The sequence below is a fragment of the Streptomyces caelestis genome, assembly GCF_014205255.1.
Taxonomy (GTDB): Bacteria; Actinomycetota; Actinomycetes; order Streptomycetales; family Streptomycetaceae; genus Streptomyces; species Streptomyces caelestis.
Window position 1 is genome coordinate 7,037,390 of the sequence record NZ_JACHNE010000001.1, and the last position, 24,611, is coordinate 7,062,000.

General features: G+C 73.6%; 16 protein-coding genes. 10 read left to right on the forward strand and 6 right to left on the reverse strand.

The features are described 5' to 3' along the window. Positions 1–2,856 (forward strand): CHAT domain-containing protein, encoded by a 2,856-nt coding sequence (locus tag HDA41_RS32110; protein WP_184990189.1) that lies wholly within the window; start codon positions 1–3, stop codon positions 2,854–2,856. A 7-nt stretch (positions 2,857–2,863) separates the two neighbouring features. Here HDA41_RS32110 and HDA41_RS32115 read toward each other — a convergent pair whose 3' ends face one another. Beyond that, on the reverse strand, positions 2,864–4,792 hold the full coding sequence (locus HDA41_RS32115; RefSeq protein ID WP_184990191.1) for a caspase family protein: 1,929 nt from the start codon (positions 4,790–4,792) through the stop codon (positions 2,864–2,866). A gap of 171 nt (positions 4,793–4,963) precedes the next feature. Between HDA41_RS32115 and HDA41_RS32120 the strand changes: the two genes are divergently transcribed. Continuing rightward, a complete protein-coding gene (locus HDA41_RS32120; RefSeq protein WP_230299540.1) occupies positions 4,964–6,022 on the forward strand; it encodes a hypothetical protein in 1,059 nt (352 codons plus the stop codon). A 108-nt stretch (positions 6,023–6,130) separates the two neighbouring features. Beyond that, complete coding sequence (locus HDA41_RS32125) at positions 6,131–6,808, forward strand: response regulator transcription factor (RefSeq protein WP_184990193.1); 678 nt, start codon at positions 6,131–6,133, stop codon at positions 6,806–6,808. Between the two features lie 30 nt (positions 6,809–6,838). On the opposite strand, the gene HDA41_RS32130 is transcribed toward HDA41_RS32125, so the two are convergent. Further along, entirely contained in the window at positions 6,839–7,861 is a 1,023-nt protein-coding gene (locus HDA41_RS32130; RefSeq protein WP_184990195.1) for a Gfo/Idh/MocA family protein, read from the reverse strand. A 128-nt stretch (positions 7,862–7,989) separates the two neighbouring features. Here HDA41_RS32130 and HDA41_RS32135 point away from each other — a divergent pair, with 128 nt between their 5' ends. From HDA41_RS32135 to HDA41_RS32155, 5 genes are all read left to right on the forward strand, one after another. Next, the gene (locus HDA41_RS32135) at positions 7,990–8,727 is read left to right on the forward strand and encodes a GntR family transcriptional regulator (RefSeq protein ID WP_184993911.1); all 738 of its coding nucleotides are present in this window, start codon (positions 7,990–7,992) and stop codon (positions 8,725–8,727) included. A gap of 155 nt (positions 8,728–8,882) precedes the next feature. Continuing rightward, positions 8,883–10,031 (forward strand): ROK family glucokinase, encoded by a 1,149-nt coding sequence (locus tag HDA41_RS32140; RefSeq protein WP_184990201.1) that lies wholly within the window; start codon positions 8,883–8,885, stop codon positions 10,029–10,031. After that, positions 10,028–10,609, forward strand: a complete 582-nt coding sequence (locus HDA41_RS32145; protein WP_184990203.1) for a sugar kinase — start codon at positions 10,028–10,030, stop codon at positions 10,607–10,609. The genes HDA41_RS32140 and HDA41_RS32145 overlap by 4 nt, the downstream gene beginning before the upstream one ends. Before the next feature lie 97 nt (positions 10,610–10,706). Beyond that, positions 10,707–13,553 carry an SCO1167/SCO6262 family helicase gene (locus HDA41_RS32150; RefSeq protein ID WP_184990205.1) on the forward strand — a complete coding sequence of 949 codons (2,847 nt, stop codon included), beginning with the start codon at positions 10,707–10,709 and terminating at the stop codon, positions 13,551–13,553. After that, positions 13,550–15,667 carry an SWIM zinc finger family protein gene (locus HDA41_RS32155; RefSeq protein ID WP_184990207.1) on the forward strand — a complete coding sequence of 706 codons (2,118 nt, stop codon included), beginning with the start codon at positions 13,550–13,552 and terminating at the stop codon, positions 15,665–15,667. The genes HDA41_RS32150 and HDA41_RS32155 overlap by 4 nt, the downstream gene beginning before the upstream one ends. Before the next feature lie 22 nt (positions 15,668–15,689). Here the strand turns inward: HDA41_RS32155 and HDA41_RS32160 are convergent, their stop codons facing one another. Both HDA41_RS32160 and HDA41_RS32165 read right to left on the reverse strand, forming a co-directional pair. Next, positions 15,690–16,415, reverse strand: a complete 726-nt coding sequence (locus HDA41_RS32160) for an SDR family NAD(P)-dependent oxidoreductase (protein ID WP_184990209.1) — start codon at positions 16,413–16,415, stop codon at positions 15,690–15,692. Positions 16,416–16,601: 186 nt separating this feature from the next. Continuing rightward, complete coding sequence (locus HDA41_RS32165) at positions 16,602–18,548, reverse strand: SMI1/KNR4 family protein (protein ID WP_184990211.1); 1,947 nt, start codon at positions 18,546–18,548, stop codon at positions 16,602–16,604. A gap of 279 nt (positions 18,549–18,827) precedes the next feature. Between HDA41_RS32165 and HDA41_RS32170 the strand changes: the two genes are divergently transcribed. Further along, complete coding sequence (locus HDA41_RS32170) at positions 18,828–20,012, forward strand: beta-ketoacyl-[acyl-carrier-protein] synthase family protein (protein ID WP_184990213.1); 1,185 nt, start codon at positions 18,828–18,830, stop codon at positions 20,010–20,012. A gap of 221 nt (positions 20,013–20,233) precedes the next feature. Here the strand turns inward: HDA41_RS32170 and HDA41_RS32175 are convergent, their stop codons facing one another. Then, on the reverse strand, positions 20,234–22,396 hold the full coding sequence (locus tag HDA41_RS32175) for an ATP-binding SpoIIE family protein phosphatase (protein ID WP_184990215.1): 2,163 nt from the start codon (positions 22,394–22,396) through the stop codon (positions 20,234–20,236). A 285-nt stretch (positions 22,397–22,681) separates the two neighbouring features. Continuing rightward, a complete protein-coding gene (locus HDA41_RS32180) occupies positions 22,682–23,242 on the reverse strand; it encodes an ABC transporter permease (protein WP_184990217.1) in 561 nt (186 codons plus the stop codon). Between the two features lie 381 nt (positions 23,243–23,623). On the opposite strand from HDA41_RS32180, the gene HDA41_RS32185 reads away from it, so the two are divergent. After that, on the forward strand, positions 23,624–24,592 hold the full coding sequence (locus tag HDA41_RS32185) for a threonine ammonia-lyase (RefSeq protein ID WP_184990219.1): 969 nt from the start codon (positions 23,624–23,626) through the stop codon (positions 24,590–24,592). Positions 24,593–24,611: the final 19 nt, after the last annotated feature.

Below are 24,611 nucleotides of genomic sequence, written 5' to 3' on the forward strand. Positions count from 1 at the left end.
GTGACGACTCCGTACGACCTGCAGGCGCTGCGCTGGGAGATCGAGCAGCAGATCAAGGGCGTCGTGAACGCCCGGGACCTGGCCGGGATGACCGAGCTGGTACTGGACCGGTTGGGATGCGAGACGGTGGAGCAAGCGTACGACCGGCTGTACGAGGACTGGGCGGCGCTGCCCCGGGGCACCGTCATGTCCGGCCTGCGGGCCGGACACGTGCTGAGCGTCCTGCCGATGCTGCGGCTCGAACGGCACCTCTTCGACGCCCTGCGGGAGGAGGAACTCTGGCAGGCGGTACGTGACCACGGGCCGGCGGACGAGACCTGGCAGGCCGACGTCGTCGTCAAGAACAGTGCGTTCGGCCTGAGACACCTCACCGATCCCGCCCAGATCGAGCGAGCGCTCGCCCGGATCGAGAACGCTCAGGCCGTGCACCCGTCCGGCACCCGGACCCGCGAGAACCTCGACTTCGCCCACGCCAACCTACGGACATACCTGGCTGAACTGAGCGGCGGGGAGGACGACTTCGACACCGCCGTCGACGAGCTGACCCGTCTCGTCGCGACCTCGGACATGGAACCGGGCCTGCGTCTGTCCGTGAACGCGCAGATCGCTCTGCTGCGGGTGCACCAAGCCATGCGCCGAGACGACGACGCGGCTCTGGCCGAACAGATCCGCGTCCTCGAACACGCCCTGGCCCAGCTGCCCGCCGACCACGTCGACCGGCTCGCCTTCGAGTCGCAGATGGAAGCCGCCCGGGCCCACCTGAGCGCCCTGCGAGCACAGCGCACCGGCCGGTGGGAAGCCCCCGCCGAAGGGGCGGCCGCCGCGACGCCCACCCACGAGATGCGCCGCCGGATCGAAGCGCTGCCGCGCAACGCCCGCGCCGACAAACTGGGCGAGGCAGGCTTCGCGGTGGGGGCACGCGCCCTGCTGGCCATGGACTACCAGGGGATGCTGGAAGCCCTGGAACTGCAGGAGGCCGCGCTGGAACTGCTCGAACCCGACGACGACCGGTGGATCCGGGCCACGGGTGCGCTGGGCGTCGTCCACTGCAGTCTGGCCGATCTCCACTTCGCGCCTGAGGCCGACCGCCCCCACCACCTCGACCAGGGCATCGCGTTGCTGCGGCACACCCTGAGGATGACCGACGGGCCGCACCACCCCCTGTGGGGCGGCACCGGCATCAACCTCGCCAAGGCCTACCGCCTGCGCGGCGACGCGTACGCGCACGACGCACGCGCCAGGCGCCTGAACTACGACGCCTCCCGGCGCGTGGGCCTCGAATGCCTGCGCGCGGCCGCCTGGAGCGCCCTGCTCCAGTCCGGTACCGCCCATGCCGCCGAAACCGCCCGGAGCGCCGGTGCCCAGGCCCTGGACGTGGCGCGCTGGTGCCTGGCCGACGGCGCCCACGCCGACGCCGTACGGGCCCTCGACGCGGGACGCGGCCTCGTCCTGCACGCGGCGACCGTGGCCACCACCGTGCTCGACATGCTGACGGAGCTGGGCCGGCCGGCCCTCGCGCAGGAGTGGCAGGCCGCGGGCCTCGTGCCCGATCCGGCGGGGGAGATGCTGCTCACCGGTCAGCTGGGGGTGGCCGGGCCCTCCAGCCGACTACGCCGACGGGTCCTGGAGGCGCTCGCCGACTCCCCACGGCACCACGAGCTGCTGGACGTGCCGTCCCCCGGGGACATCGGCGACGCGCTGAGCGCGATGGGGGCAACGGCCCTGGTCTATCTGGTGCCCGGCGACGGTGCCGTCTCCGGTCTCCTCGGCCCACGGTCCGGTTCCGGCGCGGCCGTGATCGTCACCGCCGACGGCACCACCCGCTCCCTCGACCTGCCCCACCTCACCGTCGACGCACCCCCGCTCACGGCCTACCGCGCCACCGGCACCCCTGGCCGCGACGCCGGCGGGCCGCCCGTGTCCGACACACCGCCCGGACCGGCCCCGGGCCCCGGCACGAGCCGCGCCGCCCTGGAGCAGCTGTGCGCCTGGGCCGGCACGGCCGTGATGGAACCGCTGCTGAGCCGGCTCCCGCGCGGTTTCGGCCGGGCGCCCGCCGTCGTCCTGGTGCCCATGGGGGAGCTGGGCGTCGTGCCCTGGCACGCGGCGCGTGTGACCGGCCGGCGCCGCTCACACGGCTACGCCTGCGAACGGGCGGACATCTCCTACACGCCCTCCGCCCGGCTGCTGTGCGAGGTGGCCGCCCGGCCCGCCACCGGCACCCGGCAGACCCTGGTCGTCGGCAACCCGACCCGCGACCTGCACCACGCCGGCGAGGAGGCCGAGGCCGTCCACCGTGTCTTCCACCCGGACGGCGACCTTCTCGGACCCGGCACCGCCACGCCCGCCGCCGTCACGGACTGGCTGCGCCGGCAGCAGGGCGGACTGCTGCATCTCGCCTGTCACGGAGTGGTGCGTCAGGGCGAGCGGCACAGTGCCTGTCTCGCCCTGTCGGGCGGGCAGTTGGCCGCCGAGGAGCTGACCGAGGGCGCCGCCCGCTACCGCGGCCTGGACCTGGTGGTGCTCGCCGCCTGCCGCACCAACGTCTCCGGGCACGGCTACGACGAGGCGTACAGCCTGTCCACCGCGTTCCTCGTCGCGGGCGCCCGTTCGGTCATCGGTTCCCTGTGGCCGGTGCCCGACGAGGCGACGTCCCTGCTGATGTACATGACCCACCACTTCATGAGCCACGAGGGCCTGCCGCCCGGACGGGCACTGCGCAGCGCCCAGTCGTGGATGCTCAACGACCGCCGCGAGGCACCGCCCGGCATGCCGGCCCACCTCGGCGCACGGGTACGGCACATCCGCGGCGACGACCTGACGGCGTGGGCGGGCTTCACCCACCTCGGCTGGTGACGGCTCGTCACACCTCGGTGCGGACGACCAACTGGGCCGTCCCCCAGCGGCCCGCCCCGTACGCCGGCCCGCCCGCGTCCCGCCCGCCCCCGGCACCCGCCGCGACGAGCCGCAGCAGGCCGCCCCCACCGGCCGGTGCCACGCTCCCGCGTGCGCCGGAAGGGGCGCCGGGGGACCAGGCGGGCAGCCGGAACGGGGCGATGTTCAGCTCGTCCTCCGCGACGATCACCTTGAGCCAGTCCCGGGTGAAGGCGCCCCGCACCGCCGAACGCCCGGGCGGCAGCCGCAGCCACACGGGCTCCCCGCGCCGTGCCCACCCGACCCTGCCGTCCCCGATGAACTCGCCCTCGAACAGGTGCGGCGACGAGCCGTAACGGTCCGTCAGGTCGAGCAGCACCGCCCACAGATGACGCCCGGCGTGGTTGTGGATCCCGACCCGCACCTGCGGCTCCCGGCCGTCGGGTGTGTACCCGCAGACGACCTCGCCGACCGCCGAGTGCCGCAGGCTGCCCACCGCGGTCTCCTCGACGGTGATCCGGACCAGCGACGACAGCAACGGGTCCGGGTTGACCAGGTCCCGGATCTGGTGCCAACGGGCGATGTGGGCCAGGCAGTCGGCGACACGTGCCGCGTCCGCGGGGGTCCGCAGTGGTAGCTCGGGCAGGGCATGCCCGGCACCACCCGACACCCGCGCCCGGCCGTCCCCGACCTCCACACGCAGCCGCAGTGCGTCCGCGGCGCCGTGCGCCGACGGCAGCGGCAGCCCCTCCCGGACCCCGGTCGCCGACGGCAGCGGTGCGGGTCCCTCCGGCGCAAGGGCCAGGGCGGGCACCTCCGTGACCGCCTTCGCGACCAGGCGTACGGCGGCCGTCTCGCCCGACAGCGTCACGGCAGCGGGCGGGAACGCCAGCGCCGACGGAGTCACGGCGTGCGCCGACTGCCGCTCCTGGTCCGTCGGTTGCCAGCCGACCGGATCCACCAGGGCCGACTCGGGGCGTACTTCGCGGACCACCACCGCACGCGCTCCGGCGTCCCCGAGCAGGGTGAACTCCGCGCCGGGGGACCGCAGTCCGTGTGCCGCACCGCAGTTGACCTCCCAGCCCCACGCCGTGTGCCGCAGCAGGAACGGCGAGGCCGGCACCGGGTCGCCGGACAGGAACCCTCCGTCCTCCGGCCCGCGCAGCTCGGGGTGCTGCACCTGGCTCAGGGCACGTACGCGCGCCTCGGTCAGCGCGTGCAGTTCCCCGTACGCGGCCGTGGGGCCGAGCCGGTCCAGCGCGCCCAGCAGCGCATGGCTGAAGTAGCCCCGGACCCGCCCGTCGACGACGTTCTCGTGCGCCAGCTCCTGCGGGCGGCAGGCGGCCAGCAGCACGTGCCGGCCCGGCTCGGGAACCTGCGTGCCGCCGCCGTCCCGGGCGCCCGCGACCGCCGCCGTCTGCCACCAGGGCTGCCAGGGCGCGCCCCGGACCGCCGCGCCGGGCGGACCGGCGGCGTCCTCGCGTGTCGCACCGCCCGAGTGGCAGCAGTCCAGCACCGCGACGACATGGGTGCCACGGGCCGCGATGCCGTCCAGGAGCGCCCCGAGTTCGGTGTCCCGCAACACCGGCTGCCCGCCCGGCACCAGGCTGTCGTGACACACCAGCGCCTGTGACCAGCCGGTGGCCTCACCCGGATCGGCGGTCGGGCTCTGGCTGCCGTGCCCGCTGAACCAGAGCAGCGCGGTGTCCTCCGGCCCGCTCTGCCCGAGATGCTCCTCCAGCCCCGCGAGCACCGCCGCCCGGGTCGCCTCCGCGTCGTACAGCGTCCGGATCCGCGTGGCCGGACCACTCAGGCTCCGCAGCCGGCTCTCCGCCGCCCGTACGTCGTTGACGCAGCCGCGCAGCGGCCGGCCGGGGTAGTCGTCGATGCCTACGAGCAGGGCGTACACGGTGCGCATGCGGTGATCCTTCCAGACCTGCCGGGGCGCGGGCAGGGCGTTTCCGGGGCGCATACCGGGCGCGTGCGCGCAACCCCATGACCCCCCGCCCCGAACCGAGTTGACTTGGCTGTGGTGATGGCTGATGTTTGTGCCGCCTTCAGCACCGCGCGTAACGGAAGGAACCTGCACGTGAGTTTCGGGGGACCCACCAATCCGTACCAGCCACCCGGGCCACCGGCCCATGGCCCCTACCCGCCGCCCCCGTACGTGCCGCCCCAGCCGGGCCCGGCACCGTACGGCTACCCGCACCCCCACCCGCACCCCCCGCACCCGCATCCCCAGCCGTACCCCTACCCGTACGTCCCCCAGCCGCAGCCGGGCAGGGGCGGCCTGCGCGGTGGCGAATGGCCGTCGGTACGCGAGCTGTTGCGGCAGGGGCAGCCGCGGGTCTCCGGCTGCGTGTGGCTGGTGCTGCTCGCCCCGTGCACCTGGTTCGTGTTCCTGCCGCTCGTGCTGGGCTACTCGTTCGCGCGCTCGGCCCGCATCCGGGCCCGCCGGTTGTTCCCGCACACGCACCGGGCCGTCGACGACCGGCGCGTGACGCGCGTGCAGCAGGTGCGGGCCTGGACCGCGGCCGCCATGTCCCTGCTGCTGCTCGCCGTCTACGGCAAACCGGAGGACGTCACCGAGGCCCAGGAGCAGTACATGATGCGGCTGGTGGTCACCCCGCCCCTGCTGCTCCTGAGCGCCCCCGTCGTGATCGCGGTGCTGTTCCGGTGGGCGTCGGCGGAGACCAGGTCGGCCATGCGGGCACGGGTCCGGGTCGCCCTGCGGTCGGCCCGCTGGTACGTCGGCGCCGTGATGGCCGTCCCGCTGCTCGGCGGGGTGATCATCATGCTCGGCCGGAACCAGACGCCCTCCTCCGGTTCGGCGGGCGCCGCCCCCTGGCTGATCCTCGCGACCGCCCTGCCCCTGGCCTGGCTCCTGTTCTTCCTGGGCTTCGCGACCGGCCCGGCCGTCCGTACCGGCTTCAACACCGCGGCCGTGCACGCCGCGCTCCCCGCCCTGCTGACCGGCACGCTGGTGTGGGAGTTCGCCGCCATGAGCCTGGTCGCCGGCGGCCTGCCGCCCGGACCGCCGCTGATCCAGGCCCTCGCCGTCATCGGCGGTCCCGCCTCGGTGACGGCGGTGGTCTGGTGGGAGATCCGCCGTCTGCGCACCCTGTACGGGGTGACGCTGCGCGCCTGAGCGCACGGCCCGTCAACCCCGCGTCCCGCACGAGGCGTTGGCGCCGCCGGCGCGGGTCATCGCCCGTCCGGGCCCCGCATCCGCCCCGGGCGTGGTTACGTATGGCCCATGACTGCGATCAGACTCCTCCTCGTCGACGACGATCCGCTGGTGCGGGCCGGACTGTCCTTCATGATGGGCGGGGCCGACGACATCGAGATCGTCGGCGAGGCGGCCGACGGCGGCGAGGTGGAGGCGCTCGTCGACCGCACCCGCCCGGACGTCGTGCTCATGGACATCCGGATGCCGACGGTGGACGGTCTGACGGCCACGGAGCGGCTGCGCGCCCGCAAGGACGCCCCGCAGGTGGTGGTCCTCACCACCTTCCACGCCGACGAACAGGTCCTGCGGGCGCTGCGCGTGGGCGCCGCCGGGTTCGTCCTCAAGGACACCCCGCCGGCCGAGATCCTCTCGGCGGTACGCCGGGTCGCGGCCGGCGACCCGGTCCTGTCGCCCACCGTCACCCGCCAGCTGATGCAGCACGCGGTCGGCACCGCCGCCGACACCCGCCGCGCACGCGCGCGTGCCCGCATGTCCGCCCTGAACGACCGCGAGCGCGAGGTCGCCGTCGCGGTCGGCCGGGGCCTGTCCAACGCGGAGATCGCCACCGGCCTCTTCATGAGCGTCGCCACGGTCAAGACGCACGTCTCCCGCATCCTGGCCAAGCTCGACCTCAACAACCGCGTGCAGATCGCGCTGCTGGCCTACGACGCGGGACTCCTGGAGGAGCAACAGGAGGGGCACTGACCGCCCTGCCGGCCCGCCGGCTGCCCGCCGTCACCCGAAGGGCGAGGCGGTCCCGCCGGGGACCTCCGCGAGGTGCACCGGCCTGCGCTCCCGGCGTGACAGCTCGCACGCCTCGGCGACGCGCAGCGCCTGGAGGGCCTCGCGCCCGTCGCAGGGGTTGGCCCGTTCGCCCCGCACCACCTCGACGAACGCGTTCAGTTCCGCCTCGTAGGCGGGGCCGAAGCGCTCCAGGAAGCCCGTCCAGGGCTTGTCCGCGGCGGGCGGCCCGGTCGGCTCGGTGGACGCGATCGGCGTACGGTCGTCCAGGCCGACCACGATCTGGTCGAGCTCACCGGCCAGCTCCATGCGCACGTCGTAGCCGGCTCCGTTCAGCCGGGCGCCGGTGATCGTGGCGAGCGTGCCGTCGTCGAGGGTGAGGAGCGCGGCACCGGTGTCGACGTCGCCCGCCGCGCGGAACATCGCGGGCCCGGCGTCGGACCCGGCCGCGTACACGTCCGCCACCTCCCGGCCCGTCACCCAGCGCAGCACGTCGAAGTCGTGGATCAGCGTGTCCCGGTACAGCCCGCCGGACACCGGCAGCCACGCCGCGGGCGGCGGCGCCTGGTCGCTGGTGAGCGCCCGCACGGTGTGCAGCCGCCCCAGCCTGCCGGAGCGCACGGCCTCGCGGGCGCCCCGGTAACCCGCGTCGAAGCGGCGCTGGAAGCCCATCTGGAGCACCGTCCCGGCCGTCTCGACCTCGGCGATCGCGCTCAGGGTCCCCGGCAGATCCAGCGCGATGGGCTTCTCGCAGAACACCGGCAAACCCGAGCGTGCTGCCCGACCGATCAGTTCGGCGTGGGCCGACGTCGCCGTCGTGATCACCACCGCGTCGACCCCCCACCGGAAGATCTCCTCCACGCCGGGCGCGGCCGTCTCACCCAGCCGGTTCGCCAGTTCCTGGGCCCGCGAGGCGTCCGCGTCCGTGAGGATCAGGGAGCCGACGTCACGGTGCCGGCTGAGGGTGTTCGCGTGGATCGTGCCGATGCGGCCCGTACCGATGACGCCGATGCGCATGAAAACAAAGTGCGTGCACAACCCGCCCCTGTCAATCTGAATGTCCGGACAATCTGACTACACAACTTCCCGTCAACAACGCACGGAGCTACGCTCGGCCCGTGCCGAAACCAGAAGTGGACCCGACCGTGCAGCTCGAGCTGAGCGTGGACCGCAGCTCTCCCGTGCCGTTGTACTTCCAGCTGTCCCAGCAGCTGGAGGCCGCGATCGAGCACGGCACGCTGACCCCCGGCAGCCTGCTGGGCAACGAGATCGAGCTCGCCGCCCGGCTCGGCCTGTCCCGGCCGACCGTCCGCCAGGCCATCCAGTCGCTCGTCGACAAGGGCCTCCTCGTACGCCGCCGCGGCGTGGGCACCCAGGTCGTGCACAGCCAGGTCAAGCGCCCGCTGGAGCTCAGCAGCCTCTACGACGACCTGGAGGCGGCGGGTCAGCGCCCGGCCACCAAGGTCCTCGTCAACACGCTCGTACCCGCCTCCGCCGAGGTCGCCGCCGCACTCGGCGTCGCCGAGGACAGCGACGTCCACCGCGTGGAACGCCTCCGCCTCGCCCACGGCGAGCCCATGGCCTACCTGTGCAACTTCCTGCCCCCCGGCCTCATCGACCTCGACACCGGCCAGCTGGAGACCACGGGCCTGTACCGCCTGATGCGGGCGGCCGGCATCACCCTGCACAGCGCCCGCCAGTCGATCGGCGCCCGCGCGGCGACGACGGTGGAGGCGGAGCGGCTGGCGGAGGAGACGGGGGCCCCGCTGCTCACCATGCAACGCGTCACGTTCGACGACACGGGCCGCGCGGTCGAGTACGGCACGCACACGTACCGCCCGACGCGCTACTCGTTCGAGTTCCAGCTCCTGGTGAGGACTTAGAGGACCTGAGGGGGACGCGATTCCTGGGGGCGCGAGGCTGTATCGGTGTGCGGCTCCGCCGCGTGGGCGCAGCCCCCACGAACCCGCACTCGGCAACGATCCGCACCACCCCTCTGCTCCGCACCCTGCCTCCCCGTGAGGCAGAATCGGCGGCGATGAGCACCTACCGCGACTTCACCGCCCCCATCGGCTCCCGCCGTGCCACGGCGCTCCGCACCGTCGGCACCCGGGAGCGCCGCTCACACCTGACGGCACCCCGCGTGCCGACGGTCGGCATCGACATCGGCGGTACGAAGGTGATGGCGGGCGTCGTCGACGCCGACGGCAACATCCTGGAGAAGCTCCGTACGGAGACCCCGGACAAGTCCAAGAGCCCCAAGGTCGTCGAGGACACCATCGCCGAGCTGGTCCTGGACCTCTCCGACCGGCACGACGTGCACGCCGTCGGCATCGGCGCGGCCGGCTGGGTCGACGCCGACCGCAACCGCGTGCTGTTCGCCCCCCACCTGTCCTGGCGCAACGAACCCCTGAGGGACCGCCTCGCCAGCCGCCTGTCGGTCCCGGTCCTCGTGGACAACGACGCCAACACCGCCGCCTGGGCGGAATGGCGCTTCGGCGCCGGCCGCGGCGAGGACCACCTCGTGATGATCACGCTGGGCACCGGCATCGGCGGCGCGATCCTGGAGGACGGCCAGGTCAAGCGCGGCAAGTACGGCGTCGCCGGGGAGTTCGGCCACATGCAGGTCGTCCCCGGCGGCCACCGCTGCCCGTGCGGCAACCGCGGCTGCTGGGAGCAGTACAGCTCCGGAAACGCCCTGGTCCGCGAGGCGCGCGAGCTGGCAGCGGCCGACTCGCCGGTGGCGTACGGGATCATCGAGCACGTCAAGGGCAACATCGGTGACATCACCGGCCCGATGATCACCGAGCTGGCCCGTGAGGGCGACGCCATGTGCATCGAGCTGCTCCAGGACATCGGCCAGTGGCTCGGCGTCGGCATCGCCAACCTCGCCGCGGCCCTCGACCCCTCCTGCTTCGTCATCGGCGGCGGTGTCTCGGCAGCCGACGACCTGCTGATCGGCCCCGCGAGGGACGCGTTCCGCAGGCATCTGACCGGCCGCGGCTACCGTCCCGAGGCCCGTATCGCCCGAGCCCAGCTCGGCCCCGAGGCGGGTATGGTCGGCGCCGCGGACCTCGCCCGGCTGGTCGCCCGCCGCTTCCGTCGCGCCAAGCGCCGCCGGGTGGAGCGGTACGAGCGCTTCGAGCGGTACACGCAGTCGCTCCGCGGTACCCAGGAGACGCTGTGACCGCATCCCTGCCGCACCAGGGCTCCTGGCCGGACGGCGAGGAACGCCCGGCCGAGGACCGCCGCCACATGATCCGCCGCAGGGCGCTCACCCTGCTGATCATCGTGCTGCTCATCGGCATCCCGGCCGGCTACCTGGTGATCTCCGCGAACCAGAGCCGGGACAGCGGCAAGGACAAAGAGGCCAAGTACTCGGCGACCGGCCTGACCGAGGGCTGGCCGTCCAAGCTCCAGCGCCGCATCTACCAGGTGCCCGTCCCGCACCCGGCCTGGCACGTGGCGTACTACGAGACCAACAACTGGAAGACCAGCCGTCTCTACGTCCAGTTCGAGACCAACGCGGCCGGTCTGGACGCCTACCTGACGGGCCTGGGCATGACCCGGGACGACCTGAAGAAGGACCACATCACCATCGGCGCCCGCGACCGCAAGGTCACCGGCTGGAAGTTCCCCGAGGGTGACTCCTGGTACGGCTTCGTCCACCGGCAGAAGAACCCCGCGCCCACGCACGACGTGGTGGTGGACCTGTCCAACCCGGCGTATCCCTGGGTGTACGCGGTGTCCCGGACGGTGCCCTGACCCGGAGCCCGGCCCGGCCCTCGGGGCCGATTGTCAGACCCCGCCCGTAGAGTCGGAGACAGCTGATCCGAAACGCGGGCGGGAGGTGGCAGGGCGTATGGGCGACACGGCTGTGATGGCCGAGCGGGCGGGGGAGCCCACGGTCCCGGTCCGGCTCCCGGCCGTCTTCCTGCCCGCGCCCCTCCCGCGCGACGGGCGCATCGCCTTCTGGGACCCCGAGGGCGAGCCCCTGCCCGCAGGGACCACAGAGCTCACCGAGGACACCGAACTCACCGTCGTGCGACGGCGCGGCGCCGCGGTCCGGCGGCGGACCACCCCGGCGCTGACCCTCCCGCTGGGGGAGGCCCTGCCGCTCCTGGCGCGCGCCCGGCACGACCCCGCGGCCCACCCCGCCACCGCCTGCTGGGGCGCGGCCGCCCTGCACGCCCTGCGACTGACCGCGCGCGGCCGGCTGCTGCCCGGCCTCACCCCCACGGGCCACGACGCCTGGCGCGCCGGCCCGCTGGACCCGGACGACATCGCCCACCTGCGCGCGGTGGCCGCCGCCCTGCCGTACGAGGGGCACGCCGTCCCGCTGCCCGGCCCGGGCCCCATCCGCCTGCCCGAACCGGAAGCGCTGGTACGCGCCTTCCTGGACGCGGTCGCCGACACCCTGCCGCGCACCCCGGCCGCACCCCACGCCACCGGCAGACCCTTCGCCGCCCGCGACGCCCAGCACCTGCCCGACGCCCACGACTGGGCCGCCGAGGTCGCCGCCGGCATGGACGCCGGCGTGCGGATCTCGCTCCGGCTGGACCTCTCGGCGTACGACCTGTTCGACGACGCCTTCGACGGCGGCGCGCGCGGCGCCGGCGCCGCGATCGTCCAGGTGCACAGCCTCGCCGACCCCACCCTCGTCGCCGACGCGGCGGCGCTGTGGGCGGGCGAGGCGGACGACGCCTTCGGCCCGCGCGCCCGGGTGGACGCGGCCCTCGCCGTCCGCCGCGCGGCCCGGGTCTGGCCCCCGCTCGACCGGCTCTCCGACCAGGACGTGCCCGACGTGCTGGCGCTGACCGAGGAGGAGCTGAGCGACCTGCTCGGTGTCGCGGCCACCCGGCTCGCCGCGGCCGGCGTCGCCGTGCACTGGCCCAGGGACCTGGCCCAGGACCTCTCCGCCGCGGCGGTGGTCCGGCCGGCCCCCGGCTCGGCGACCGACGGCACCGGCTTCTTCGAGAGCGAGGAACTGCTCCAGTTCCGCTGGCAGCTGGCGCTCGGCGGCGACCCGCTCACCGAGAGCGAGATGGACGCCCTCGCCGAGGCCCACCGCCCGGTCGTCCGGCTGCGCGACCAGTGGGTCCTGGTCGACCCGGCCCTCGTCCGCAAGGCCCGCAAGCGGGACCTGGGGCTGCTCGACCCGGTCGACGCGCTGTCCGTCGCCCTCACCGGCACCGCCGACGTGGACGGCGAGACGGTCGAGGCCGTACCCGCCGGCGCGCTGGCCGCCCTGCGCGACCGCCTCACCGCGGGAGTACGCCCGGCCGCGCCGCCGCCCGGCCTGCACGCCACCCTCCGGGACTACCAGCTCCGGGGCCTGGCCTGGCTCGACCTGATGACCTCTCTCGGCCTCGGCGGCTGCCTCGCCGACGACATGGGCCTCGGCAAGACCGTCACCCTCATCGCCCTGCACCTGAAGCGGGCCCGCCGCGAGCCGACGCTGGTGGTCTGCCCGGCCTCGCTGCTGGGCAACTGGCAGCGGGAGATCACCCGTTTCGCACCCGGCGTCGCCGTCCGCCGCTTCCACGGCCCCGACCGCAGCCTGGACGACCTGGACGGCGGCTTCGTCCTCACCACGTACGGCACGATGCGTTCCGCGGCCCCCGCCCTGGCCGGGCAGACATGGGGCATGGTCGTCGCCGACGAGGCGCAACACGTCAAGAACCCCTACTCGGCCACGGCCAAGGCGCTGCGCACCATCCCGTCCCCCGCGCGCGTGGCCCTGACCGGCACGCCCGTCGAGAACAACCTGTCGGAGCTGTGGGCACTGCTCGACTGGACCACCCCGGGCCTCCTCGGCCCGCTGAAGTCCTTCCGCGCCCGGCACGCCCGTGCCGTGGAGAACGGCGAGGACGAGGAGGCGGTGGAGCGCCTGGCCCGCCTGGTCCGGCCCTTCCTGCTGCGCCGGAAGAAGTCCGACCCGGGCATCGTCCCCGAGCTGCCGCCCAAGACGGAGACCGACCACCCGGTGCCGCTCACCCGCGAACAGGGCGCACTGTACGAGGCGGTGGTCCGCGAGTCGATGCTCGCCATCGAGACCGCCGAGGGCATGGCCCGCCGGGGCCTGGTGCTGAAGCTCCTGACGTCGCTGAAGCAGATCTGCAACCACCCGGCCCTGTACCTGAAGGAGGAGCCCCGGTCCGGCGGCGACCGGCTCGCCGCCCGCTCCGGAAAACTCGCGCTGCTGGACGAGCTGCTGGACACCCTGCTCGCCGAGGACGGATCCGCGCTGGTCTTCACCCAGTACGTCGGGATGGCCCGTCTGATCACCTCCCACCTGGCCACCCGGGCGGTCCCGGTCGAGCTTCTCCACGGCGGCACGCCGGTACCGGAGCGGGAGCGCATGGTGGACCGCTTCCAGGCCGGCTCGACCCCGGTCCTGGTGCTGTCCCTCAAGGCGGCGGGCACCGGCCTCAACCTCACCCGCGCGGGTCACGTCGTCCACTTCGACCGCTGGTGGAACCCGGCCGTCGAGGAACAGGCCACCGACCGGGCCTACCGCATCGGCCAGACCCAGCCCGTCCAGGTCCACCGCCTCATCACCGAGGGCACGATCGAGGACCGCATCGCCGAGATGCTCCAGGCCAAGCGCGCCCTCGCCGACGCGATCCTCGGCTCCGGCGAGTCGGCCCTCACCGAACTGACGGACCGTGAGCTGTCCGACCTGGTATCCCTGCGGAGGACGCCATGACGCCCAGCCCGGCCGACGAGGCCCGCCGGGCGCTGCGGGCGGCCCGCGAGCGGGCGGCGTCCGACCCGCACCCGGCACCCGCTTCCCGGCCCGCGCCCCCTTCGGCTCCGGCCCCCGCCGGACAGGAGGCCCCCCAGCCGGCGGACGTCGCCCGTGAGGCACTGCGCAGGGCGGTGTCCGAGCACCAGGGCGCAGGCCCTGCGAGGGACATGGGCGCGCCGCGGGACGCGGATGCCGGAGTGCCCGCCGATCAGCCGGGAGACATCCCGCGGGACACGTCGGGACCCACGGAGCCGGACGGCTCACACGACCGGGGAGAGACCGGGAAGGCCCCGGCCCAGACGGACTCGGCCGGCACTCCCACCGGCGAGGAGGACCGGCCTTCCGCCCCACCCGAGAGCACGGTGACCGCTCCCTCAGGGGGCACCGACCAGCCGGCCCCCCGCGCGGCGGACATCGCACGCGAGGCGCTGCGCGCCGCTCGCCAGGACGCGCGGCGGGCACGGCAGGAGACGGAGAGCGAGGGGGCCCGGCGCAGGCGCGGGACACGGCAGAGCCGTGTGGACGAGCGGGCGGCGGCCCTCCGGCGGGCGCGCGGAAACACCGCCGGCGGGGAAGCGCGTGACGTACGGCAGATGCTGTCCGACGCCTTCCGGATGCCCGCGACGGACCCCGGCGGGACGCCCGAGGCCCCGGGCGAGACCGGCCATGAGGACTCGCCCTCGCCCGGCCCCGGCATCCCCGAGGCCGCCACGGCCGCCGCGCCGCCCCGTGCCTCCACCCCCTCCACCACCCCGTCCCCGACCCCCCGGGCCCCTGGCAACCTCCACGGCCCCCTGGCCCCCCACTCCATGGCCGCTCCTGACCGCGACAACGAACTCCGCCGCACCTTCCCGGCCTTCCCGCCCCGGGAGCCGGACGACAAGGGCTTCGCCGAGAGCTGGTGGGGAAACGCGTGGGTCGCCGCGCTGGAGCAGGGCGCGCTGGACGTCAAGCGGCTGGAGCGGGGGCGGGGTTACGCCGGCCAGGGGCATGTCGATGCCATCACCGTGACGCCCGGCCTGGTGCTGGCGTACGTGCGGGGCAGCCGCCCGCGCCCGTACCGCGTGCAGGTGCGGCTGCGCACACTCGACGACCAGGACTGGGAGCGGTTCCTGGGCGCCGCCGCGGACCGGCCCGGGCACATCGCGGCACTCCTCGACAAGGAGATGCCCCAGTCCCTCGCGGACTGCGGTGTGCCCCTGCTGCCGGGCCCGGGTGATCTGGAGCCGCGGTGCAGCTGCCCCGACCGGGGCCACCCCTGCAAGCACGCCGCCGCCCTCTGCTACCAGACCGCGCGGCTGCTCGACGCCGATCCCTTCGTCCTGCTCCTGCTGCGCGGCCGGGGCGAACGCGAGCTGCTCGACGCGCTGTCCCGGCTGAGCGCCACCCGCGCGGCGCGCGCCGCCCAGGACAAGGGGCCGGCGCCTCTGCCCGGAGTGCGGGCCAGTGACGTTCTCACGCCGCGCGCCCTCCCGCCCCTGCCGGCACCGCTGCCGCCGCCTGCGCACCCCGAACAGCCCCCGGCCTACCCGGCATCCCCCGGCGGCCCGGACCCGTTCGCCCTGGACCAGCTGGCCACGGACGCCGCCGCGCGGGCCCACGCCCTGCTCACCACGGGCCGCGACCCGGTCGGGCAGCTGACGCTCTGGGAGGACGGGGTCCGCCTGGCCGCGGCCCGCCCCGGCTCGGGACTCACCGCGGGCACCCGGGCGCTCTACTCCTCCCTGGCCTCCGCGGCGGGCCGCAGCCCGTCCGAGCTGGCCCGTGCGGTAGCCGCCTGGCGCCAGGGCGGACCGGAGGGCCTCGCCGTACTGGAGGAGCCGTGGGACCCGCCGGCCGGCCGGTTCGACCGGGCCCGGCCGCTGCTCCTCGCCGCCGACCTGCCCGCCTTCCGCCCTTGGCGCAACCACCTCACCCACCCGCACGGCCACGTCCAGCTCCGCCTGGGCCGCGACGGCCTGTGGTACGCCTACGAGTCCGAGCCGGGCCAGGAGGACTGGTGGCCCCGAGGCACCCCCGACCTGGACCCGGTCGGGGCTCTGACGGGGCTGGGCATGGCGAGCGACCTCTGAGACGGGCAATGCTCCCGACCGCTCAGGGCGCGGTGCCCGTTTCCTCGGCCAGCGTCCGCAGGAGGCGTTCCTGGAACGCCTCGTCGTGGACGGCGCGGTGCGGTTGCAGCCGCTCGCGGTGGTACCAGTAGCCGCCGGTGGTCAGGGCCTGGGGTTCGTCGCTGGAGGCGAGCCACTCCTGTGTCCGATGGCCGAGCTCCAGATCGTCCGGTGCGCCCGGTCCGCCCATCTTCGTGGGGACCCAGCCAGGATCGACCGCATGGCTCAACACCTCCGGGCGCAGGCGAGCCACCGCGGCGGCGAGCGTCGTGACGAACAGTTTGCTGTCGGAGTACGAGCCCGCGCTCCTGCCCCGCCAGTCGACCCCGTCGAGCGAGGGACGCCCGCCGACATGCGAGCCGCTGCTGAGGTACACCAGTCGGCGCGGGCCGCGCAGCAGGACCGTGAGCAGGTAGGGCGCGATGATGTTGACCGGCATGACCGCCGGTCCGCTCCACACACCGGCGTTGTGGATGACGGCGTCGAGCGGCTTCGCGTCGTTCAGCTCCGCGGCGATGCGCCGGACGGCGTCGCGTTCCCTGAAGTCGCCCACCACGAGGCGGGCCCCACGGGCGACCAGCGTGTCGAGGCCTGCCGCGCGCCGCTGGTTCCGGGCGTGCACGACCACGTCGTGTCCGGCGGACAGCAGCGCATCGGCTGCGGCACGTCCCAGGCCGTCCGCGGAACCGGTCACCAGGATCCGGCTCACGAGCGCACCATTCCTTCGACTCGCATGGTGACAGTGTCCCTTCCGTTCGCTCAGTCCGAGAAGACCTGCTTGGCGACCGTGATCGCCCTGCGACTCCTGGCCTCCTGGGCCGCCACCGAGAACGCCGAGTCCACCGGTCATCCGTCAGGTCCCGGAGCCCGTTCATGACCGTGACAGCCGACGGCGTCAGCGCGGCCCGTCGTCTCCCGACCACTCACCGCCCGCCGGGCGTGGGCCTCCAGGGTGCATACGGATCACCATGTACGTCTCTCCGTCCGCGGGCGGCCGCGTCCATGAACGGGTGGCGAACGTGTGCAGCCGCCCCTCAACGAGGGCATGACGCGGCAGACAGACGCGGAACTCCCCGGCCACCGCTTCCAGCAACGGCCGTTCCGCCCCGGCGCCGTTCTCCACGTCACCGAAGAACCGGCTCGGATCGAGTGCCCGGGGTATCTCCCCGCTTGACCGGACCTCGCCGTCCGCGTAGGTGAACGCGTACTGCTCGGTGCCGTCTCGCGCCACCGAAAGGTGGAAGAACGGCTCCCGGTGCGATGTCCTCAGGCCGCTCCACACCACCACCGCGCGGGTGCCCGCGCTGGCAGCCTCGGCCGGCGAGACGAACCGCTGCCGGTGGAACGGGGCGGGGGCGCCGTCGAAGGCGAAGCTCCAGCCGGTGCCGGCCCGGCCGACCGCCATGAGAGCCCGGTCGTCGTAGGACGAGAACTCGCTCCGGTCGCGCAGCGATCTGTTGCGCGCCTCCCAGAAGGTCATGGGTTCGTTCAGCACGGTGCCGTCCCCGTCCGCGAGACGCCCGGGCAGCTCCTCCGGCTCCGCCCCCTCCACCAGGACGAACCGGTACGACGTGCGGTTGTCACCCGGATCCGGCTCCGCGAGCCATGCCAGGCCGCCCGGGTCGAGCCCGGCCGTCGGACTCGGCGCCTCACCCGCCTGCCCGCCCCTGGGCGTGGACAGCAACTCGCGGCCCCGCTCCGGGGTCAGCAGCGGCCCGAGCACGGGGTCGGCGACCCACCCGAGCGGCGCCAGGTGGTCCGGTCCCAGCGGCTCCCACAGGGGCACAGCGTTCCTCAGTGTCCGCCACGCCCCGTCGGTGTCTCCCCACCGCGCCAACTCCCGCGCCCGCTCGACCGCCTCCCCGAACGGTCCCGCCGCCGTGTACCGGTACGTGCCGTTCCGCACCTGATCCAGCGTCGTGTGAGCCAGTGACACCACGGCGTCGCCGGCGCCCCGCAGAGGGAACGTCAGCGCGGAGTCGTCCCGGTACGAGTGCGCCGCGTGCTCGGCGACCAGCGGCGGCAGCAGATCGGGCGCGTACCGCGGGTCCGTCACCAAGTCCTCGAAGTGCACCATGTAGGTCTGTCCGAGCAGGCGGCGTATCTGGTCGCCCAGTCCCGCGGCCCGCGGTCTGCCGTACTCCTTGGCCTCGTCCAGCGCCTTCCCGGCCCGCTCCCAGGCGCCGCGCAGCGCCTCCGACCGGGCCTCTTCCACGAGGGAGTCCAGCCTTTCCGTCGTGTCGTTGACGAACACCGGCTCCTCGTCACTGCCGTGCGCGCTCAGGCTGTGGAACTCCCGGTACATGTCCCGCATGAACTCGACGAAATTCGCATGCCGTTCGGGTGGCTCCGCCCGCCAGCTCGCCCACGTGTAGACAGCCCACTCCCCGTCCTCGTCCACGTCCCCGGGATCCATGAGGACGTGGGTGACGTCGGACTCGACGTCGAGTTGCAGTCCGCGCCGCCAGATGTCCGCCTCCAGCCGCTCCTCGGGCCCGGCGTCCTCGTCCAGGTACTCCTCGAACAAGTCCGCGAGCTCCGACTCGTTGTTGTGCCAGTGCGCGCCCTCGGTCCCCGCCAGCAGCCACACGAATGCGCCCGCGTGCCGCCACCCGTCGCTGACCTTGAGGAACTCCCGGTACGACGGGGGCATCCGCCGGCCGAGGCGCTCTTCCATGGCTGCGATGCGCTCTTCGGACGCGGGCGGGAAGCCCAGCCACCGCGCCCGCCGGGCGGTCTCGTCGTCCCCGCCCCGCGTTTCGTCCTCCGGCAGGGAATCCGCCCACTCCCCGCTCCACCTGAGCAGGAAGGACCGCCAGTCGAATGCCGTGGTGTCCGTCATGCGTTCGATGCTGCCACCTGCCACTGACAGCGCTCCGCCGCTTGCCGCGGCCGCGGAACCTCCTCGGAGTGTGGGTCAGGTCACGCACTCCGGCGACTGTCTAAGTTGCGCGCATCACAGCGGAAATGTCCTTTTGGCGTCCATGCTCGACGCGGATGCCGCGCCCGAAGTGGGGCGAACGGGCGTCGACTTGGATGTGAAGTGCCGAAGTGACCCATGACACAGCACTAGCGACGTTCTCCCTCAATCCCCCTCAATCACCTTAGAAAGGTGCCGACTATGGCCGCTTACCTCTGCCCTCCTGCCGTGATACACGGCGAGCACACCGTGGAAACCAGCCAGATCGTGGCGGAAGTGAGCGGCCGGCACCCGGACGCTGCGTGGGCGCCGCGCATCGAAGGCATCGCGGCCGGCACGGGCATCGAGACCCGCGGGTGGATGCTGCCGCTGGAGACCGCCGTCGCGCCTGGCGACGGGAGCGGCCTGCGGACCGCCGGCATAGGGCCGGCCCGAGAGGCGCTGGCCCGCGACGGGTTCACCGAGCAGGACGTGGACCGCGTGATCGCCGCACTCGAGGCGATACCCGCGCCGCAGACCGTCCAGGAGCGCACCGCGCCGGCCTGGGCGGCCGTGCAGTCCTACGGGGAGCGCGCCGCACGCGGGGCTCTCCAGATCGCCGGGCTGGACGCCGCAGACGTCGACTGCCTGATCACCAGCCACTCCACCACTCCGGCGCTGCCGGGGCTGGACATCGCCCTGGCCAACCAACTCCCGCTTCGCAGTGACGTGATGCTGCTGCCGGCCACGCAGTGGGCCTGCATCGCCGGGACCCGCTCACTGGCGCTGGCGGCGGATCTCGTGGCCGCGGACCCCGACCGGGTGGTCCTGGTCGTGATCGCGGAGGCGCTGAGCACGACCTATCAGCCCTCGGACGACACCCTGGAGTCCCTGATCGTCCGGTTGCTGTTCGCGGACACCGCGGTCGCCGCCGTGGTCACGGGCCGTCCGAGGCCCGAGTCGGTGCTGCGGCTGGACGCCGCCTGGCACCACACCCTGCCCGGCACCCAGAACCTGCACCGCCTGGAGACACGGGCGGACGGCACCCACTTCGTGATGGACCGGCGCGGGCCGCGCGCCGTACAGGAGACGGTCACCGCGATGTGGCAGTGGCTGCACCTCCGCTACCAGGACGACCCCGACTCCTGGCACCCCGACGTTCTGCTCGCGCACCCCGGCGGGACGCGAGTGCTGGAGTACATGGAGCAGACGATGCCCGACGGGTGGCCGTCCGGGCTGCTGGACTACAGCCGGGACAGCTACACCAGCGGCAACCGCGGAGGCGCCGCCGTGTTCGACATCCTGCGCAGGGCGCACGACGCCGGGCAGAAACCGGGCGATCGCGCCGTCCTGTACGCGGCGGCCCCGGGCCTCACGGCCACCGCCCTTCAGGGGGAGTGGCTGTAGCGCGAGCCCGTACGACAGGCTGTGCCGCCCGTACGACAGGCTGTGCCGCCCGTACGACAGGCTGTGCCGCCCGTACCACCCGGCTGTGCCGCCCGTACCACCCGGCTGTGCCGCCCGTACGACCGGCTGTCCCGCCCGTACCACCGTTCGTGCTGCCCGTACGCCCGGTGGCGCCGCCTGACGAGCGCCTGACGAGCGCACGCCCGCCCGACCCGGCCGCGTCACGGCCCGAATGCCGCCCAGACCACTTTGCCGGTCTCCGTCCACCGCACCCCCCACCGGGTGGTGAGTCTGTGCACGACCTGCAAGCCACGGCCACTGTCGTCGAGGAGCTCGCCCTGGCCCAGCCGCGGCCTGCCGTTGCCGGTGTCCCCCACCTCGCACAGCAGTCCGTGACCGGTCCTGATCAGCCGTACCGTGAGGGGGCCGCCGGCGAAGCGGACCGCGTTGGCGACCAGTTCGTCGACCACCAGCACCACTCTGTCCCAGGTGTCGGCTCTGGTGTGCCATCGCCGCAGCAGCGCGGAGACCAGTGTGCGGGCCCGGGCGGCCGCGTCGTCGCGGGCGGGCAGCCGCCAGGTCGCGGTGTCCCCCTTGCGGTAGCCGATCATGCGCGCGAGCAGCAGGGTCACGTCGTCGCGCCGGCGCACGGGTGCGAGCGCGGAGACCAGGCCCCGCGCGGCCTGCGGCAGGGCGTCCCAGGGGTGCACCGCGGACACGGCGTCCGCCAGCCTGCCGATGCCCTCGTCGATCGAGACGGCGGGATCCTCCACCAGGCCGTCGGTGTAGAGGGCGAGCAGCGAGCCCGGCGGCGCGGCGAACGCCTGCACGTCGAACGGCTCCCGCAGCGCGAACTCGGTGCCCAGGCCGGGGTGGGGCCGGACCGCGAGCGGACCGGCGGGCCCGCCCGGGGGCACCAGGACCGGGGGGAGGTGGCCGGCGCTGGACAGCGCCACGCGGTGGCTGACCGGGTCGTAAACGGCGATGCAGCACGTCGACCCGAGGGCGCTGTAGCCGGCCGCCAGCCCGGAATCCGCGTCGTCCAGCAGCGTCACGGTCTCGTCCAGGTGCTCCAGCACCTCGTCGGGCGCCAGCCCTGCGGACAGCAGCGCGCGGGCCTCCATGCTCAGCTGTCCCATGGTCGCGGCGGCCCCCAGGCCGTGCCCGACGACGTCACCGACCACCAGCGCGGTACGGCCGTCCGGCAGCGGAAAGCTGTTCACCCAGTCACCGCCGACGCCCGCGCTGTCGGGGGTGGCGGGCTGGTAGACACTGGCGGTCTCGATGGTGTCGCCGCCGGTCCGTGGCAGCAGCCGGCGCTGCAACGCCAGCACCTGCGTGTGCTCGCGCTGGTGCTGACGGGCCAGGTCGACGTGATGAGAGGTCCGGGCCACCAGTTCCTGAAGGTCGAGCAGCTCGCTGTCGCCGAAGGGGCGGTCCGCCCTCCGCCAGACCTCCGCCACCCCCAGAACGACGGGCGGCGTGCAGTCCAGGACCAGCGGTATGCACGCCACAGCCGCCGCCTGGTCGCCGGGCACCAGGGCGCGTACCAGCCGCGGACTGCCGAGTACCCGCTCGATCGCCGCCCGGTCGGGTATGACGATGGCCTGAGCCGCGTCGTCCCGCCGTATCGCCAGCGACAGCAGGCGACTCGCATCGCCGGGAAGATCGTCGCCCGGAGTCACGTAGCCGTCCGGCCACACCCGGTCCGGCACCAGGGCCGCCCGCCGCAGCCGGACGCGTCCGTGCCGCTGCCCGGTGACCCCCTCGCCCGTCCACACGGCGAAGTCGAGGTCGATGGCGGCCACGTCTCCCCACGCCAGCAGGGACTCCGCCAGCGACTGCGCGGTCTCGCCGATGTCCAGCGAGGTGCCGATCGCGGTCTCGGCGGCGTACAGGTGCAGCCTCCTGGCCATGGCGATCAGGGTGACGGTCAGGCCCTCCTGGGGCGCCGCGGCGGCCAGGATGCTCAGCGAGACCACCAGCTCCGACCCGTCGCCGCGCCGAAGGCGCTGCACCCGGGCGACGTGCGGCTCACCGGTCTCGAGGACCTGCCGCAACCGCCGTGTGACCGTCGGTACGTCACCGGGAGGCAGAAGATCGACGAAAGAGCTCCCGGCCACGGCGTCCAGCCCCGCGAAGACGGGGGCGTCCAGATTGCAGCGGGTGATCCTCAGATCCCGGTCCAGGTTGACCGCGCCGAGAATCTGCTCCTGACGGCCGGGCGCCGGGTTGGCGGGTACGCGCCGGCGGGTGGCGCGGTCGCCCTGCGAGAGGGCAGAACCGGCGGCCTCCGCCGCCGCGCCGCGCGGGATGTACTGCCCCAAGGCGCTGCTGACCATGTCGAACGGCGACGAAGAAGAGGGTGAGGGTGTGGCGTCCATGCGACTCTCTCGGCTCGCTCGCCAACCCCGGCACGGCGCCGGGGCCCGGCCAGAACCCGTGCGACAGGGTCCTCGGATTCCTGACCGCACACCTCATTCAATAACACCCGGGGCACCTTCGCCCGCGTCGGCGGACCTGGGGCCGTCAGGCCATGGCGTCGTCGCCTGGCAGGGAAGGACGGATCTCGTTCACCGTGTGGTGTTCAAGGTGCTGGTCGGGGAGGTCCCGGAAGGCATCCAGGGGCCGTGAGCCGCGTCCATGACGGCGGCTCGAAGCGGACTTCCTCAGACGATGTGCGGAGAGGCCGTCGCCCGGCTCCGCCGTTCGAAGTGGCGCAGCAGGACCAGGGCCAGAGCCGCGTAGCCGGCTGCCAGTGCGCCCTCGGCCGCGAGGTCGGGCCAGATGGCGGAGCAGGAGGCTCCCGCGAAGAACTCGCGGAGGGCTTCGATGCCGTGGGACATGGGTGTCACGGTCGCGACGGCCCGCATCCAGGCCGGCATGGCCTCGTGCGGGAGGTTCGCGCCGCTGAAGAGGATCAGGAGGGTGAAGGCCATGTTCGAGACGACGGACGAGTCTCGGACCCGGAGCGAGAGCGCTCCCAGGGAGAGGCCGAAGAAGGCGCAGGTGACCGCTGCCACCACGAAGGTCATGACCAGGAAGCCGTTGCCCACATAGGGCAGGACACGCCCGGCCCAGAGCGGGACCCGGGCCCGCGGGATGAGGAGGACCATCCCGAGGGTCCCGCGGCGACGTTCCTTGGAGACGGCCATGACACCGCCGTGCACACAGGACACGCTGGCCGCGAGCACGGTGTTGCCGATGAGGTAGAAGCGGTCGTCCGCCACTCCCGAGGCATCATGACGGAAATCGCGCCGCCTCGATCACCTGGCGGGGCCCCTCGGGGAGGTCCCGGAGCGAGGTGCCCCGCACCGCGCACGAGCACAGCGGGGACGACCAACGCGCCGGGCAGCCCGATGAACGTGCTGACGCTGCTGATGACGAGGGGGCCGACGAGCAAGCCGACGTGTCCGAGGCCGACGACGAGGGTCGACGCGGCGCCCGCCCGGCCAGCCGGCGGTGGAACCGCCCCAGGTTCGCGGCGACCGCATTGACGGGACCGTTCCCCCTGCCTACTTTGATGAGCACTAGCGCCTTCTTCAATGGCCAGTTCGGGAGTGCCTCCATGGATGTGGACTCGCGCTCACGCCTCTGGGATGGAGAACGGCATGCCTGAACCCCTTGTCGATGTCGGCCAGATCGAAAAGGCCGCCGCCTGCGTGAACCCCGTCTTCCGCGATACACCACAGTTCCGGGCCGACCAACTCGATGACGCGTTGGGAATGCGGGCACTGCTGAAGGTCGAGACGGTCAATCCGATCCGCTGCTTCAAGGGGCGCGGCACTGACTTTCTCGCCCAGACCCGGACCCGAGGCGCCGTCCTGGTGTGTGCGTCGGCCGGTAACCTCGGACAGGGCCTCGCCTACGCCGGTCGCGAGCATGGACTGCCGACCATCGTCTTCGCCGCCTCCAGTGTCAATCCCAAGAAACTCGCGGCAATGTGGCGCCTCGGTGCACAGGTCCACCTCGTCCAGGGCGACTTCGACAGCGCCAGGCAGCTCGCCGCCGAGACGGCCGAACGCCACGGCTGGACCCTTGTGGAGGACGGCAGCGACCCCCCACTCGCCGAAGGGGCCGGCACCATCGCGGTAGAGCTGACTCGTTTCCACCCGGTCATCGACATCGTGTTCGTGCCGGTGGGCAACGGCTCGTTGGCCTGCGGTGTGGCGGCGTGGTTCAAGGCCGTGGCCCCCTCAACGCGAGTCGTCGCCGTCGGCGCGACGGGAGCACCGGCGACCGAACGTGCCTGGCGCACCGGTGATATCGCGTCCAGTACCGCGCCCACGACGACCATCGCCGAAGGCCTGGCCGCCCGCGTGCCGGCCCCCCGCGCCGTGGAGGCCATGCGCGCGACCGTGGACGACTTCGTCCTGGTGGACGACCACCGACTTCTGGACGCCATGCGCCTGTTGAAGCGCACCACCGGCCTGATCGCCGAGCCGTCGGGAGCAGCGGCACTCGCCGGGGCGCTTACCATGCGAAGTCAGCTCGCGGGCGCCCATGCGGCCATGGTGATCACTGGAGCAAACGTGGACCAGGGTCTGCTCCCTCCGGCAGTTGCGGCGGAGCGGTCATGATGCGGTCGTCCCATGCCGA